The organism is Salmonella sp. NW38 (genome assembly GCF_051807745.1).
GTDB classification, from domain to species: Bacteria; Pseudomonadota; Gammaproteobacteria; order Enterobacterales; family Enterobacteriaceae; genus Salmonella; species Salmonella enterica.
The window spans coordinates 65,094-80,477 of the sequence record NZ_JAMMTO010000003.1 but is presented as its reverse complement, the minus strand read 5'-3'; the positions used below and the strand labels follow the sequence as shown (position 1 = coordinate 80,477).

At 52.1% G+C, this 15,384-nt stretch carries 16 protein-coding genes and 1 pseudogene; 13 read left to right on the top strand and 4 right to left on the bottom strand.

All coding sequences use genetic code 11. From position 1 onward, the window contains the following. The first annotated feature begins 21 nt into the window (after positions 1-21). The 11 genes from NA624_RS06620 (at position 22) to lipA (ending at position 10,866) form a co-directional block, all read left to right on the top strand. Positions 22-630, top strand: coding sequence for an adenosylcobalamin/alpha-ribazole phosphatase (locus NA624_RS06620; RefSeq protein WP_001241923.1), 609 nt, complete (start codon positions 22-24; stop codon positions 628-630). Positions 631-958: 328 nt separating this feature from the next. Further along, positions 959-1,276, top strand: a complete 318-nt coding sequence (rsfS, locus tag NA624_RS06615; protein WP_001161670.1) for a ribosome silencing factor — start codon at positions 959-961, stop codon at positions 1,274-1,276. A gap of 3 nt (positions 1,277-1,279) precedes the next feature. Then, the gene (gene rlmH / locus NA624_RS06610; protein ID WP_000776107.1) at positions 1,280-1,747 is read left to right on the top strand and encodes a 23S rRNA (pseudouridine(1915)-N(3))-methyltransferase RlmH; all 468 of its coding nucleotides are present in this window, start codon (positions 1,280-1,282) and stop codon (positions 1,745-1,747) included. A gap of 30 nt (positions 1,748-1,777) precedes the next feature. Then, on the top strand, positions 1,778-3,679 hold the full coding sequence (mrdA, locus tag NA624_RS06605) for a peptidoglycan DD-transpeptidase MrdA (RefSeq protein WP_000828700.1): 1,902 nt from the start codon (positions 1,778-1,780) through the stop codon (positions 3,677-3,679). Positions 3,680-3,681: 2 nt separating this feature from the next. Next, complete coding sequence (gene mrdB, locus NA624_RS06600) at positions 3,682-4,794, top strand: peptidoglycan glycosyltransferase MrdB (RefSeq protein WP_000131713.1); 1,113 nt, start codon at positions 3,682-3,684, stop codon at positions 4,792-4,794. A gap of 10 nt (positions 4,795-4,804) precedes the next feature. Next, complete coding sequence (gene rlpA / locus NA624_RS06595; RefSeq protein WP_001231301.1) at positions 4,805-5,977, top strand: endolytic peptidoglycan transglycosylase RlpA; 1,173 nt, start codon at positions 4,805-4,807, stop codon at positions 5,975-5,977. A gap of 139 nt (positions 5,978-6,116) precedes the next feature. Then, positions 6,117-7,328, top strand: coding sequence for a D-alanyl-D-alanine carboxypeptidase DacA (dacA, locus tag NA624_RS06590; RefSeq protein WP_000858711.1), 1,212 nt, complete (start codon positions 6,117-6,119; stop codon positions 7,326-7,328). Positions 7,329-7,435: 107 nt separating this feature from the next. Then, positions 7,436-7,699, top strand: a complete 264-nt coding sequence (gene ybeD / locus NA624_RS06585; protein ID WP_000850547.1) for a DUF493 family protein YbeD — start codon at positions 7,436-7,438, stop codon at positions 7,697-7,699. Positions 7,700-7,798: 99 nt separating this feature from the next. Next, positions 7,799-8,440: a lipoyl(octanoyl) transferase LipB gene (lipB, locus tag NA624_RS06580; RefSeq protein WP_000284009.1), complete on the top strand. Its 642-nt coding sequence runs from the start codon at positions 7,799-7,801 to the stop codon at positions 8,438-8,440. A gap of 301 nt (positions 8,441-8,741) precedes the next feature. After that, positions 8,742-9,695: a YbeF family transcriptional regulator gene (locus NA624_RS06575; protein ID WP_001282816.1), complete on the top strand. Its 954-nt coding sequence runs from the start codon at positions 8,742-8,744 to the stop codon at positions 9,693-9,695. A gap of 205 nt (positions 9,696-9,900) precedes the next feature. Further along, entirely contained in the window at positions 9,901-10,866 is a 966-nt protein-coding gene (gene lipA, locus NA624_RS06570) for a lipoyl synthase (protein ID WP_000042640.1), read from the top strand. Between the two features lie 85 nt (positions 10,867-10,951). Here lipA and tatE read toward each other — a convergent pair whose 3' ends face one another. Next, positions 10,952-11,155, bottom strand: coding sequence for a twin-arginine translocase subunit TatE (tatE, locus tag NA624_RS06565; protein ID WP_000503938.1), 204 nt, complete (start codon positions 11,153-11,155; stop codon positions 10,952-10,954). 128 nt (positions 11,156-11,283) lie between these two features. After that, positions 11,284-12,083 (bottom strand): annotated as a pseudogene (locus tag NA624_RS06560) (deaminated glutathione amidase). A gap of 90 nt (positions 12,084-12,173) precedes the next feature. Here NA624_RS06560 and crcB point away from each other — a divergent pair. Further along, entirely contained in the window at positions 12,174-12,557 is a 384-nt protein-coding gene (gene crcB / locus NA624_RS06555; protein ID WP_000939753.1) for a fluoride efflux transporter CrcB, read from the top strand. Between the two features lie 59 nt (positions 12,558-12,616). On the opposite strand, the gene cspE is transcribed toward crcB, so the two are convergent. Beyond that, the gene (gene cspE, locus NA624_RS06550) at positions 12,617-12,826 is read right to left on the bottom strand and encodes a transcription antiterminator/RNA stability regulator CspE (protein WP_000034826.1); all 210 of its coding nucleotides are present in this window, start codon (positions 12,824-12,826) and stop codon (positions 12,617-12,619) included. Positions 12,827-13,013: 187 nt separating this feature from the next. Next, positions 13,014-13,586, bottom strand: coding sequence for a lipid IV(A) palmitoyltransferase PagP (pagP, locus tag NA624_RS06545; protein ID WP_001623090.1), 573 nt, complete (start codon positions 13,584-13,586; stop codon positions 13,014-13,016). A gap of 378 nt (positions 13,587-13,964) precedes the next feature. Between pagP and dcuC the strand changes: the two genes are divergently transcribed. Further along, positions 13,965-15,350: an anaerobic C4-dicarboxylate transporter DcuC gene (gene dcuC / locus NA624_RS06540; protein ID WP_000958619.1), complete on the top strand. Its 1,386-nt coding sequence runs from the start codon at positions 13,965-13,967 to the stop codon at positions 15,348-15,350. Positions 15,351-15,384: the final 34 nt, after the last annotated feature.

Sequence of the window (15,384 nt, the reverse complement as noted above, 5' to 3'; positions counted from 1 at the left end):
TTTAACCTCATGAGGAATACCATGCGATTGTGGCTGGTGCGTCATGGCGAAACCGAGGCCAATGTCGCCGGGTTGTATAGCGGACATGCTCCCACGCCGTTAACGGAAAAAGGGATTGGCCAGGCGAAAACGCTACATACTTTATTGCGCCACGCGCCATTTGACCGGGTGTTATGCAGCGAGCTGGAGCGCGCGCGCCATACCGCCCGGCTCGTACTGGAGGGCCGGGATGTGCCGCAACACATCTTACCTGAGCTTAATGAGATGTACTTCGGCGACTGGGAAATGCGCCATCACCGCGACCTCACCCATGAAGATGCCGAAAGCTATGCCGCCTGGTGTACGGACTGGCAGAATGCGGTTCCGACCAATGGCGAGGGTTTTCAGGCTTTTACCCGGCGCGTAGAGCGCTTTATCTCGCGACTCGACGCGTTTAGCGATTGCCAGAACCTGCTGATCGTCAGCCATCAGGGCGTACTCAGCCTGTTGATTGCCCGTCTGCTCGCGATGCCCGCCGCCTCGCTATGGCATTTCCGGGTAGAACAGGGATGCTGGAGCGCAATCGACCTGTGCGAAGGGTTCGCCACCCTGAAAGTATTAAATAGTCGTGCCGTCTGGCGGCCTGAGTGATGAATTTTCCGTTTTTTCTCGCCGCAGTGGTTTCGCCCATTGACAGCCCCCGACAGGCTGTTATTCTCCGCAGCCAGGCTTTTTTCACCTTGCAGAGCTTTGCAGAAATTGTTTTACAAAAATGGCGATGCTTTCTGTGACGTGGGATGGGATGATAATCTGGTTTTAAACGCCGATCCGGCGACATAAGTCCCGGTATCGCCGCTGATTCAGGTATACTACACGGCGTCCCGCCGGAAGGTTAGCGTTAACTCGCAACGCCTTACCGGTCCAGCCTGTTGGCCTTTTTTCTATCGTTATAACGCAATTATTCACCCAGGGGGAAAACTTGCAGGGTAAAGCACTCCAGGATTTTGTTATCGACAAAATTGATGACCTGAAAGGTCAGGACATCATCGCCTTAGATGTTCAGGGTAAATCCAGTATCACCGACTGTATGATTATTTGTACCGGCACCTCCAGCCGTCACGTTATGTCTATTGCCGACCACGTGGTGCAGTCGTCGCGCGCGGCCGGTATGCTGCCGTTGGGCGTCGAAGGCGAAAATGCGGCTGACTGGATTGTCGTCGATCTGGGCGATGTGATTGTGCATGTCATGCAGGAAGAAAGTCGCCGCCTGTATGAACTGGAAAAACTCTGGAGTTAATGCGTGAAGCTGCAACTTGTCGCTGTCGGCACGAAGATGCCCGACTGGGTTCAAACGGGATTTACGGAATATCTGCGTCGTTTTCCGAAAGATATGCCCTTTGAGCTGATCGAAATCCCTGCGGGCAAACGCGGCAAGAACGCGGATATCAAACGCATTCTCGACAAAGAGGGCGAGCAGATGCTGGCCGCCGCCGGTAAGAATCGCATTGTTACCCTGGATATTCCAGGCAAGCCGTGGGATACGCCGCAGTTAGCCAATGAGCTGGAGCGCTGGAAACAGGACGGGCGCGACGTCAGCTTGCTGATTGGCGGCCCGGAAGGATTATCTCCCGCCTGCAAAGCGGCAGCGGAACAGAGCTGGTCGCTCTCGGCGTTAACGCTCCCTCACCCGCTGGTTCGGGTTCTGGTCGCGGAGAGTTTGTACCGGGCGTGGAGCATCACAACCAACCACCCTTATCACCGTGAGTGATCGTGAAGTCTTGAGAAGATTAAGCAGCGGATGAAACGACAAAATTCTTTTCGTGACTATACGGCTGAGTCCGCACTGTTTGTGCGTCGGGCGCTGGTCGCCTTTTTGGGTATTTTGCTGCTGACCGGCGTACTGATCGCCAATTTGTATAATCTGCAAATCCTTCGTTTTACCGATTACCAGACCCGCTCGAACGAAAACCGTATCAAGCTGGTGCCAATTGCGCCAAGCCGCGGGATAATCTACGACCGTAACGGCATTCCCCTTGCGCTGAACCGCACTATCTATCAGATTGAAATGATGCCGGAAAAGGTGGATAACGTTCAGCAAACGCTGGATGCGCTACGCAGTGTGGTCGATTTAAACGACGACGATATCGCCGCCTTTAAAAAAGAGCGCGCCCGATCCCATCGCTTTACTTCTATTCCGGTGAAAACAAACCTGACGGAAGTTCAGGTCGCGCGCTTTGCCGTCAACCAGTACCGTTTTCCGGGCGTTGAAGTCAAAGGCTATAAACGCCGCTATTATCCATACGGATCGGCGCTGACCCACGTTATCGGCTACGTATCGAAAATCAATGATAAAGACGTCGAGCGTCTCGACAGAGAAAACAAACTGGCAAACTACGCCGCCACCCATGACATCGGCAAGCTGGGCATTGAGCGCTACTATGAAGATATTCTGCATGGGCAAACCGGTTATGAAGAGGTTGAAGTCAACAACCGCGGCCGCGTCATTCGCCAGCTCAAAGAGGTGCCGCCGCAGGCCGGACACGATATCTACCTGACGCTGGATCTCAAGCTCCAGCAGTATATTGAAACGCTGCTGGCAGGCAGTCGCGCGGCGGTGATTGTCACCGATCCGCGTACCGGCGGCGTGCTGTCGCTGGTCTCCATGCCAAGTTACGACCCTAACCTTTTCGTGGACGGCATCTCCAGCAAAGATTACTCCGGGCTGCTTAACGACCCGAACACGCCATTAGTGAACCGTGCGACTCAGGGTGTCTACCCACCCGCTTCTACCGTTAAGCCTTACGTCGCCGTATCGGCGTTAAGCGCTGGCGTCATCACCCGTAACACCAGTCTTTTCGACCCTGGCTGGTGGCAGTTGCCGGGGTCTGAGAAACGTTATCGCGACTGGAAAAAATGGGGCCACGGGCATCTGAATATCACCAAATCCCTTGAAGAGTCGGCGGATACCTTCTTCTATCAGGTGGCCTATGACATGGGGATCGATCGCCTGTCAGAATGGATGGGTAAGTTCGGCTATGGTCACTATACCGGAATTGATCTCGCAGAAGAGCGCTCTGGTAATATGCCGACCCGCGAGTGGAAACAGAAACGCTTTAAAAAACCGTGGTATCAGGGCGATACGATTCCGGTGGGCATCGGCCAGGGTTACTGGACGGCAACGCCGATTCAGATGAGTAAGGCGCTGATGATCCTTATTAACGACGGTGTAGTTAAAGTCCCGCACCTGTTAATGAGCACCGCGGAAAACGGTAAACAGGTGCCGTGGGTACAGCCGCATGAGCCGCCGGTGGGCGATATTCACTCCGGCTACTGGGAAATTGCGAAAGATGGCATGTATGGCGTCGCCAACCGCCCTAACGGCACGGCGCATAAATATTTTGCCAGCGCGCCCTATAAAATCGCGGCGAAGTCGGGCACCGCGCAGGTCTTTGGCCTGAAGGCCAACGAAACGTACAATGCGCATAAAATCGCCGAGCGCCTGCGCGACCATAAATTAATGACCGCCTTTGCGCCGTATAACAATCCCCAGGTCGCCGTCGCGATCATCCTTGAAAACGGCGGCGCAGGCCCGGCAGTAGGCACGATCATGCGCCAAATCCTTGATCACATCATGCTGGGCGACAACAACACCCATTTGCCTGCGGAAAACCCGGTGGTTGCAGCGGCGGAGGACCAATAATCATGACGGATAATCCGAACAAAAAAACCTTCTGGGATAAAATTCATATCGATCCCACGATGCTACTCATTCTGCTGGCGTTACTGGTTTACAGCGCATTGGTCATCTGGAGCGCCAGCGGCCAGGACATCGGCATGATGGAGCGTAAAATCGGTCAGATTGCGATGGGGCTGGTGGTTATGGTGGTGATGGCGCAGATCCCGCCGCGCGTATATGAAGGCTGGGCGCCCTATCTCTATATCATTTGTATCATTTTGCTGGTCGCCGTTGATGCCTTCGGCGCAATATCCAAAGGCGCGCAGCGCTGGCTCGATCTGGGAATCGTTCGCTTTCAGCCTTCGGAAATAGCCAAAATCGCCGTGCCGCTGATGGTCGCCCGCTTTATTAACCGCGACGTCTGCCCGCCCTCGCTGAAAAATACCGCCATCGCCCTGGTATTAATCTTTATGCCTACCCTGCTGGTTGCCGCCCAGCCGGACCTCGGGACGTCTATTTTGGTCGCCCTTTCCGGTCTCTTTGTCCTATTTTTGTCTGGTCTGAGCTGGCGCTTAATTGGGGTCGCCATTGTATTGATCGCTGCATTTATTCCTATTTTGTGGTTTTTCCTGATGCACGATTACCAACGCCAGCGCGTCATGATGCTCCTTGATCCGGAGACCGATCCGCTGGGCGCGGGCTATCATATTATTCAGTCTAAAATCGCCATTGGCTCAGGCGGCCTGCGCGGTAAAGGCTGGCTCCACGGCACCCAGTCGCAGCTGGAGTTTTTACCCGAACGCCATACCGACTTTATCTTCGCGGTACTGGCGGAAGAGCTCGGTCTGGTGGGCATCCTGATTCTGCTCGCGCTCTATATTTTGCTAATAATGCGCGGTCTGTGGATTGCCGCCAGAGCGCAAACTACATTTGGTCGCGTGATGGCTGGCGGATTAATGTTAATATTATTCGTTTATGTCTTCGTAAATATTGGTATGGTGAGCGGTATTCTGCCTGTGGTTGGAGTACCTTTACCCCTGGTCAGCTACGGGGGCTCCGCACTGATTGTGCTGATGGCCGGGTTCGGGATTGTGATGTCGATCCACACCCACAGAAAAATGTTGTCGAAAAGCGTATAAGGGGTGCGCAATGCGTAAGCAGTTGCCTGTAATCTGCGTCGCGGCAGGGATAGTACTACTCGCGGCATGTACTAATGACGGCGGTCAGCAGCAAACCACCGTCGCGCCGCAACCTGCGGTATGTAATGGTCCGACTGTGGAAATCAGCGGAGCGGAACCGCGTTATGAACCTCTGAATCCGACCGCAAACCAGGATTATCAGCGTGACGGTAAAAGTTATAAAATCGTTCAGGACCCGTCCCGCTTTAGCCAGGCTGGCCTGGCCGCTATTTATGATGCGGAACCCGGCAGTAATTTAACCGCCTCCGGGGAGATGTTCGATCCGATGCAGCTTACCGCCGCCCATCCGACACTGCCTATCCCCAGCTATGCGCGAATCACCAACCTGGCCAACGGTCGCATGATCGTCGTGCGTATTAACGATCGCGGCCCCTATGGCACCGATCGGGTCATCTCCCTGTCCCGCGCGGCGGCGGATCGTCTGAATACCTCGAATAATACTAAAGTACGGATTGACCCTATTATCGTGGCGCCGGATGGTTCGCTCTCCGGCCCGGGGATGGCCTGTACGACGGTGGCGAAACAGACCTACGCTCTGCCCCCGCGCCCTGATTTAAGCGGCGGAATGGGAAGCGCCTCTTCAGCGCCTGCGCAACCGCAAGGCGACGTTCTTCCGGTCAGTAATTCCACGTTGAAAAGTGACGATACCACCGGTGCGCCAGTGAGCAGCAGCGGCTTCCTCGGCGCGCCGACCACGCTGGCGCCTGGCGTGCTGGAGAGTAATGAACCGACGCCGGCGCCACAGCCAGCGCCGGTTTCCGCGCCAGTGACGGCTCCAGCGACTGCGACGCCGGTGAGCGCGCCTGCCGCCGCAGCCCCGGTATCTGCCCCGGTGAGCGCGCCTGCCGCCGCAGCCCCGGTATCTGCCCCGGTGAGCGCGCCTGCCGCCGCGGCGAGCGGTCGTTTCGTCGTCCAGGTCGGCGCCGTCAGCGATCAAACGCGCGCGCAGCAGTACCAACAGCGTTTAAGCCAGCAGTTCAGCGTACCAGGACGCGTAATACAAAACGGCGCGGTCTGGCGTATTCAACTGGGGCCTTTTGCCAGTAAAGCCGAAGCCAGCGCGTTACAGCAACGTTTGCAAACAGAAGCACAATTACAGTCCTTTATCGCCAGCGCGCAGTAACCGATCGCAGGTATCTGTACTGTCAATTTCTGTAAATGACATTAACAAAGTCACGCGGAAAGTCAGATGCCTGCCAGTTATGCTTTTGCTATAGTAGGGCTCTTTTTTTAATTTCATCACGGACGTCGTAGTTCAGACCATGAAGACCACTTTTTCCGCTCGTTTTATGCAGCGCATGGCGCTCACCACGGCGCTTTGTGCCGCGTTTATCTCAACCGCACATGCCGATGACCTGAATATCAAAACTATGATCCCGGGTGTTCCGCAGATCGATGCGGAATCCTACATCCTGATCGACTACAACTCCGGTAAAGTTCTGGCGGAACAAAACGCTGACGAACGTCGCGACCCGGCGAGTCTGACGAAGATGATGACCAGTTACGTCATCGGACAGGCAATGAAAGCGGGTAAATTTAAAGAAACCGACCTGGTTACCGTCGGTAATGACGCCTGGGCCACCGGCAATCCGGTATTTAAAGGCTCCTCGCTGATGTTCCTCAAGCCGGGAATGCAGGTACCGGTCTCTCAGTTGATACGCGGCATCAATCTGCAATCCGGCAATGACGCCTGTGTGGCAATGGCTGATTTCGCCGCCGGTAGCCAGGATGCTTTCGTCGGGCTGATGAATAGCTATGTGAACGCGTTGGGGCTGAAAAATACCCACTTCCAGACCGTACACGGCCTGGACGCCGACGGACAATACAGTTCAGCTCGCGATATGGCGCTGATTGGTCAGGCGTTAATTCGCGATGTGCCTAACGAATATGCCGTTTATAAAGAAAAAGAGTTCACCTTTAACGGCATTCGCCAGTTAAACCGTAACGGTCTGCTGTGGGATAACAGCCTGAATGTGGACGGCATCAAAACCGGCCATACCAGCAAAGCGGGCTATAATCTGGTCGCTTCCGCAACCGAAGGCCAGATGCGATTGATTTCCGCCGTGATGGGCGGACGGACCTATAAAGGCCGTGAAACAGAAAGCAAAAAACTGCTGACGTGGGGCTTCCGTTTCTTTGAAACCGTTAATCCGCTGAAGGCTGGTAAAGAGTTCGCCTCTGAACCCGCCTGGTTTGGTAATACCGATCGCGCCTCGCTGGGCGTCGATAAAGACGTTTACCTGACGATCCCTCGTGGTCGCATGAAAGATTTGAAAGCGAGCTATGTACTGAATACCGCAGAACTGCACGCGCCGCTGCAGAAAAACCAGGTGGTCGGCACCATCAACTTCCAGCTGGACGGTAAAACCATCGAGCAGCGTCCGCTGGTCGTACTGCAAGAGATCCCGGAAGGGAACTTCTTCGGTAAAATCATTGATTACATTAAATTAATGTTCCATCACTGGTTTGGATAAAAATTGAACGCTTGAAAGTGTGATTTTCGTCCCCATATACTATGCATCAGTAAAACTCCCGCCCTGTGGCGGGAGTTGTTATTTTTTTACGTAATGCCGGAGCTGACATGAAAACCAAACTTAACGAACTGCTTGAATTCCCTACGCCATTTACTTACAAAGTAATGGGGCAGGCGTTACCTGAGCTGGTTGATCAGGTGGTTGAAGTGGTACAGCGCCATGCGCCTGGTGATTACTCTCCGACGGTAAAACCGAGCAGCAAAGGCAACTACCACTCGGTCTCTATCACCATTAATGCCACCCATATTGAACAGGTTGAAACGCTGTACGAAGAACTGGGCAATATTGATATCGTGCGAATGGTATTGTAATACATCCAGACGGTTACCCGGTCTTATCCGGGTAACTCCCCGCCTCCCCCGCTGTGATATACTTTCCTCTCTTTTTTCATTCTCTACGGAGATGCCGTTTTGTATCAGGATAAAATCCTTGTCCGCCAGCTCGGCCTTCAGCCCTATGAAGCTATCTCTCAGGCCATGCATAACTTTACCGATATGCGCGATGAAAACAGCCATGATGAAATCTGGTTGGTTGAGCATTACCCGGTGTTTACCCAGGGCCAGGCCGGTAAAGCGGAACATATATTGATGCCTGGCGATATTCCCGTTGTGCAGAGCGATCGTGGAGGACAGGTGACCTATCATGGTCCGGGCCAACAGGTAATGTACGTTTTACTTAACCTGAAACGACGTAAACTGGGCGTGCGTGATTTAGTCACCCTACTTGAACAGACCGTGGTGAATACGCTGGCTGAAATTGGTATTGAGGCGCATCCGCGCGCCGATGCGCCGGGCGTCTATGTGGGTGAAAAGAAAATCTGCTCGCTAGGTTTACGTATCCGTCGCGGCTGCTCATTCCACGGTTTAGCGCTAAACGTTAACATGGATCTTTCTCCTTTCCTGCGTATCAACCCGTGTGGTTATGCCGGCATGGAAATGGCTAAAATAACGCAGTGGAAGGAAGACGCTACCACGGATAATATTGCGCCCCGCTTGCTGGCGAATATTTTAGCTCTGCTAAATAATCCACCGTATGAATATATTGCTGCTTAATGCGTAAAATATAATGGCCCAAGAAATTTATGGGTCATTAATCATATATGATTTGAATGCTTTACTTCTCCCCCCGCTTTCTATATTTTCGTTATATCCCTGCTGTAGCCGCCAGGCGGCATGGCCTCTTCAGTCCTCATGATGAGGAATTTTCCGTGAGCAAAATCCCGGCCTTGCTGTTACTTATCTTATTGAAATGACTAAAAATACATTCATAAGAGTAATTTTAAAACCAACTCATAAATGCAAAATATACTATTTCATCTATTATTCATAATACGAATGAATTCGGAGCCAGAGCGTGAGTGATAATAATCAGGCAGAAAGACAACCGGCCGATCAACACCTACAAGACAAACCGCAAATTTTCAGAACACTGAGAAATATTGACCTCAATCTGTTGACGATTTTTGAGGCCGTATATGTCCATAAAGGGATCGTCAATGCAGCGAAAATTCTTAACCTGACGCCGTCAGCCATCAGCCAGTCCATTCAAAAATTACGGACTATATTTCCCGATCCGCTGTTTATTCGCAAAGGCCAGGGCGTAACGCCCACGACGTATGCTACGCATCTGCACGAATACATCAGCCAGGGGCTGGAATCTATTCTTGGCGCCCTGGATCTTACGGGCAGCTATGATAAGCAGCGTACCATTACAATTGGCACGACGCCTTCGGTCGGCGCGCTAGTGATGCCGATTATTTACCAGGCCATCAGGCCGCGTTATCCTCAGCTTTTGCTGCGCAACATTCCGGTAGACGATGCCGAAAGCCAGCTTAGTCAGTTTCAGACCGATCTCATTATCAATACCCATAGCTATAACAACCGGAGCATCCAGCATCACGTCCTGTTTAGCGATACGCTTGAGATTGTCTGCCGCCAGCATCACCCGTGTCTGGCGAACGCCATTACTGAAGAGAGACTGAACAGCGCGGATCACACCTTTCTGATGCTGGAGGGACAACATCTTTCCCTACTGCGCCAGCGACTGCAGGAGACATTTCCCGATCAGCAAATCAGTTTTAGCAGCTACAATATTTTTACCATTGCCTCGCTGATCGCCAGCAGCGATCTGCTGGGACTGATGCCCGCCCGCTTCTACGACTTATTTAGCCGTTGCTGGCCGCTTGAACGCCTTCCCTACGCGCCGGTGAATAGTGAACAGGTCGAGTTCTCGCTGCATTACAATAAACTGAGTCTGCGCGATCCGGTGCTGGAGAACGTCATTGATATCATTCGTGAGGCGTTCTGACAAAAATGTTGCATTCAGGTCACGGAAGATATGGGCAAACAGCACAAAACAACAACTATTTTACATTTTGCCGGGCTGTCAGGCTGCTTTATGGCCCTTATCAATGATATACTGCGTGTCACAAATTCAAAAATAGTTGATAAATACAACTTTCCCTTGAATTGAAACGCTTTCCTTCGTTATTCGCAACTGGAACACGCACGCTATGAGTAAACCCATTGTGATGGAACGCGGTGTAAAATACCGCGATGCCGATAAGATGGCTCTTATCCCGGTTAAAAATGTGGTCACAGAGCGCGACGCTCTACTACGTAAACCGGAATGGATGAAAATAAAACTTCCGGCGGATTCTACCCGTATCCAGGGCATCAAAGCCGCAATGCGCAAAAATGGCCTGCATTCTGTCTGCGAGGAAGCGTCTTGCCCAAACCTGGCTGAATGTTTCAACCACGGTACCGCTACGTTTATGATCCTTGGCGCCATTTGCACTCGCCGCTGTCCGTTCTGTGATGTCGCCCATGGCCGCCCCGTTGCGCCGGATGCGGAAGAGCCGCAGAAACTGGCGCAAACGATCGCCGACATGGCGCTACGCTATGTGGTCATCACCTCTGTCGACCGTGACGATCTGCGTGACGGCGGCGCCCAGCATTTTGCTGACTGCATCACCGCTATCCGTGCCAAAAGCCCGGAGATAAAAATAGAGACCCTGGTGCCAGACTTCCGTGGACGTATGGATCGCGCGCTGGATATCCTTAACGCGACGCCGCCGGATGTGTTTAACCACAACCTGGAAAACGTGCCGCGTATTTACCGCCAGGTTCGTCCGGGCGCCGATTACAACTGGTCGCTGAAATTACTGGAACGCTTCAAAGAAGCGCATCCGGAAATTCCGACAAAATCGGGTCTGATGGTGGGCTTAGGCGAAACCAATGCGGAAATCATTGAGGTTATGCGCGACTTACGCCGTCACGGCGTTACCATGCTGACGCTTGGTCAGTATCTACAGCCAAGCCGCCATCACCTGCCGGTACAGCGTTATGTCAGCCCGGAAGAGTTTGACGAGATGAAAGCGGAAGCCCTGGCGATGGGCTTTACCCATGCCGCCTGTGGCCCCTTTGTACGTTCTTCGTACCATGCTGATCTCCAGGCCAAAGGCATGGAAGTGAAATGATCGTGTAATAGACGCTTACATTTCAGGCAAAAAAAACCGGCAACTTGCCGGTTTTTTTACTCTGCGGAGCAAGCGCATCACGCTATTACTCTTTGTGCGAGAGTTTTTCAGCCTGAACGCTACCGTCGACGTCTTTCTTAACGCCCGCGTCTTCATCGTTCATTGCTTTCTTGAATCCTTTAATCGCCGTGCCCAGGTCTCCGCCCAGCGTACGTAACTTCTTGGTACCAAACAGCAGAACAACCAGTGCGGCAACCACCAGCAGTTTGGTAATACTAATCTCACCCATAGATACCTTCTTCACTAAAAACAGGCTGCGTAACGCGCCGGATTAACCTGAGAATATTAACGGTCTTTCGACGCGCGCACACAATAGCAATCTGTAACAAGGTGAATCAAGCTTTGCGTAAAAAAACATCATAATAATTGCGGTGGCGCAAATCGTCGTTGCTGCAAAAGAGGAAGTTGCTCCCGCACCTGGTCTATTCGTTCTCTGAATATTTCCGCGACGATCAGCGCCGGACGATCGGCTGCTGCGGCTATCGTTACCCCCAACGGATCGATAATACGACTTTGACCAATATTACGATTACCACACTCCCCGGCCGCAATCATATAGCAGGTGGTATCCAGCGCTCTCGCCGCCAGCAGCGTCGACCACTGCTGCTCTTTCAACGGGCCGCGAACCCAGCCCGTCGGCAGCGCCAATACGTCAGCCCCCTGTAAAGCCAGCGCTAACGCCATGTCAGGAAAGCGCAGGTCATAACAGGTCATAAGCCCCACCTTAACCCCCTCCACGTCCAGCACAGGCGCGATAGCGGTTCCGGCATCAATACTTTGGGAATACTTTGGGATTCTTGCATCGAAAACGCATCATAGAGATGCAGCTTCGCGTAACGCGCGACAATGTGACCTGCCCGTAGCGCCACCAGCATATTAACCGCCCGTCCAGGCGTTGACGGGACAAGGATAGTGAATATCGTCGTCATATTATTATGAGCGCTTTCTTCCTGAAGCCGCGTCATAAACGCGCCATCCAGCGGCTGCGCGGCGCGAATCGGCAGGTCAAGGTCGATGTCATCTCGCGCTAATATCCCCTCAGGCAGCACCAGAAGCGATACGCCGCGGCCCGCCGCCTGAGCCATTAACGAAACGCAAACTTGCGCATTCTTTTCCCATACAGAACTCACCACAAACTGCCCGGCTGCAACGAACATATCCCCTCCCACACCTCTGTCAGGACTCGCCAATTATGCGTGTTCGGCGTTACACTCCTCCTGTATAGCAATTAAATAAAGGATTCGGCAGTGTTACAGCTTCTTTTAGCAGTTTTTATCGGCGGTGGAACGGGGAGCGTAGCCCGGTGGATGCTAAGTATGCGTTTTAATCCGCTTCATCAGGCGATTCCCATCGGTACGCTAACAGCAAATTTGCTTGGCGCGTTTATTATCGGCATGGGGTTCGCCTGGTTTAACCGCATGACACATATCGATCCGATGTGGAAAGTGCTCATTACGACCGGCTTTTGCGGCGGCCTGACGACCTTTTCTACTTTTTCTGCTGAAGTGGTATTCTTGCTGCAAGAGGGGCGCTTTGGCTGGGCGCTGCTGAATGTGCTGATTAACCTGTTGGGTTCGTTTGCCATGACAGCGCTGGCATTCTGGCTATTTTCCGCCGCAGCGGCGCGTTAAGCGCAAAAAAAAAACCCGCCGAAAGGACGGGTTTTGAAATCTTGCTGTCGGACGTATGCTTACAGAGCAGTTACGTTTGCAGCGGAAGGGCCTTTGGCACCGTTAGTGATTTCGAACTCTACGCGCTGACCTTCAGCCAGAGTTTTAAAACCATTGGTCTGGATTGCAGAGAAGTGTACGAACACGTCTTTGCTGCCATCTTCCGGAGTAATGAAACCGAATCCTTTGGATTCATTAAACCACTTAACGTTACCTTTAATCTTAGACATCAAAATTACCTTTACATGAAAAATAGACACAAATGCTGTGTCGGATACCAGTACAACAATTGTGATGCATTTTGTCCAGTCGAACTTTGCGAAAAAGTGATAAATATCGCGTTAATTTTTAGCTAACCCTGTCTACTTATTGTTTTTTAAGGCTTTTTTATTCACAACTGAAGCATGCCCTTCCCCGTCAAAACTGGAAACGCATCCAGGCGAAATAGACGTTTCCGTTGTTATACGAACCCGGAATGTAGGTCATCTGAAAGGTAGCGGGACCATAGCCTATCGACGCTAAAGGCAACAGTACAGGGATGGGAATATAATTCCAGTTGTCGCGCGCGGTAACGCCTGCGGTAAAGCCCAGTCCCAGACGAAAATTATCGTCTTCCAGCGGTCGCCAGGTTTTTTCCCAGCCATAACCGCCTATGGGTTCCCATTTGTTAAATGAATCTTTAAAGGCCATCATATAGAGGCCATGCCAGTTGCCTTTGTCGTCCCAGCGCGACTGACCAAAACCAACGCCCCACGGCCGCTCGTTATAGCGATCCGTTTTCTCTTTATCGTAGGCAAAGCGCGCATGCCAGGTAATGGCGGGGACATACAAATCATAATGCTCAGGCTGTCGCCACGTTTCTGCGACGTTATCGGTAAACGTGTTAAACCACCCTTTATCCGCCGCAGAGACTGAAGGAATAGCCAGCCATGGCATAACAAGGAGAGCAATAATAAGAAAATACTTTCTGATAATCATCACAACAGCCATACCGTTCAAAAATTCGACCGTGATAATAACAACATTAACCTGAATAAAATCTTAACAAACTATAAACAGAGAATAATCTGAGAAAGTATCGGGTTAACGGCGTTTGATTTAGCACTCAGAACCGTCGCGCTCTCCTTACTAAGTTTTCACAAAAAACACAAAACAAAGCACAACAAACAAAACAATAAAATAACAATAAATTAATACTTATAGCGCTACAGAAAATTCGTATAAGCATATTTCATCTTTAGCGATGACATGAAAAAATAACCGCGCCGTGATTTTAATCAGTAAGGCGCCATCCTTTATTCGGTACATTTTTATACCACTTTTGTGGTTCTTATTTTTACTCTGGGTGTCGATAAGACAGGGGAAACAATGCTAACAGTTATAGAGCTCCTTATCGGAGTCGTCGTTATTGTGGGTGTAGCGCGCTACATCATTAAGGGATATTCCGCCACTGGCGTTTTATTTGTCGGCGGTCTGGTTCTGCTTATTATCAGCGCACTGATGGGGCATAAGGTATTACCTGCCAGCGAAACCAGTACCGGCTATACCGCAACAGATATTGTTGAATACATCAAAATTTTGCTCATGAGTCGCGGCGGCGATCTTGGCATGATGATCATGATGCTGTGCGGCTTTGCCGCTTATATGACGCATATCGGCGCGAATGATATGGTCGTGAAGCTGGCGTCGAAACCTTTACAGTACATAAACTCGCCCTACCTGTTGATGATTGCCGCCTATTTTGTCGCCTGCCTGATGTCGCTGGCCGTCTCTTCCGCGACGGGGCTTGGCGTACTGCTCATGGCTACTCTCTTCCCGGTGATGGTCAACGTCGGCATTAGCCGCGGCGCGGCGGCGGCTATTTGCGCCTCTCCGGCCGCCATCATCCTCTCGCCAACGTCTGGCGATGTGGTTTTAGCCGCAAAAGCGGCGGAGATGCCGTTAATCGATTTCGCGTTCAAAACCACGCTGCCGATTTCCATCGCCGCAATTATCGGTATGGCGATTGCGCACTTTTTCTGGCAACGCTATCTGGATAAAAAAGAGAACATTTCACATGAGATGCTGGACGTTGCGGAGATTACCACCACGGCCCCGGCGTTTTATGCCCTTTTGCCGTTCACGCCCATTATCGGCGTACTGATTTTTGACGGTAAATGGGGGCCGCAGTTGCACATTATTACCATCCTGGTGATCTGTATGCTGCTGGCCGCCGTGCTGGAATTCGTGCGCGGCTTCAACACGCAAAATGTGTTTTCCGGCCTGGAAGTGGCTTATCGCGGCATGGCGGATGCGTTTGCCGGCGTCGTGATGCTGCTGGTCGCGGCGGGCGTTTTCGCCCAGGGGCTGAGCACCATTGGCTTTATCCAAAGTCTGATCTCGATTGCCACTTCTTTTGGCTCCGCCAGCATTATTCTGATGCTGGTATTAGTGATTTTAACCATGCTGGCCGCGATGACCACCGGTTCAGGCAATGCGCCTTTTTACGCCTTTGTTGAGATGATCCCTAAACTGGCGCACTCCTCCGGCATCAACCCAGCCTATTTATCCATCCCAATGCTGCAAGCCTCAAACCTGGGGCGCACGATTTCGCCGGTCTCCGGCGTGGTGGTCGCTGTCGCCGGGATGGCTAAAATATCACCGTTTGAAGTGGTGAAGCGCACGTCCGTTCCGGTCATCGTCGGTCTGTTGATCGTCATTATCGCCACGGAAATTATGGTGCCAGGCGCCTCTTCCGCCGTTACTGGCGGCTGATAGCCGGTAAGCCGGGGCGAGGGAAAACATCGCC

Excerpts from the sequence above, each read along its gene's own strand:
- tatE (WP_000503938.1), bottom strand. The coding sequence starts at position 11,155 with ATGGGTGAGATTAGTATTACCAAACTGCTGGTGGTTGCCGCACTGGTT.
- mrdA (WP_000828700.1), top strand. The coding sequence starts at position 1,778 with ATGAAACGACAAAATTCTTTTCGTGACTATACGGCTGAGTCCGCACTG.
- cspE (WP_000034826.1), bottom strand. The coding sequence starts at position 12,826 with ATGTCTAAGATTAAAGGTAACGTTAAGTGGTTTAATGAATCCAAAGGA.
- dacA (WP_000858711.1), top strand. The coding sequence starts at position 6,117 with ATGAAGACCACTTTTTCCGCTCGTTTTATGCAGCGCATGGCGCTCACC.
- lipA (WP_000042640.1), top strand. The coding sequence starts at position 9,901 with ATGAGTAAACCCATTGTGATGGAACGCGGTGTAAAATACCGCGATGCC.
- NA624_RS06620 (WP_001241923.1), top strand. The coding sequence starts at position 22 with ATGCGATTGTGGCTGGTGCGTCATGGCGAAACCGAGGCCAATGTCGCC.
- pagP (WP_001623090.1), bottom strand. The coding sequence starts at position 13,586 with ATGGCTGTTGTGATGATTATCAGAAAGTATTTTCTTATTATTGCTCTC.
- rlpA (WP_001231301.1), top strand. The coding sequence starts at position 4,805 with ATGCGTAAGCAGTTGCCTGTAATCTGCGTCGCGGCAGGGATAGTACTA.
- dcuC (WP_000958619.1), top strand. The coding sequence starts at position 13,965 with ATGCTAACAGTTATAGAGCTCCTTATCGGAGTCGTCGTTATTGTGGGT.
- mrdB (WP_000131713.1), top strand. The coding sequence starts at position 3,682 with ATGACGGATAATCCGAACAAAAAAACCTTCTGGGATAAAATTCATATC.
- ybeD (WP_000850547.1), top strand. The coding sequence starts at position 7,436 with ATGAAAACCAAACTTAACGAACTGCTTGAATTCCCTACGCCATTTACT.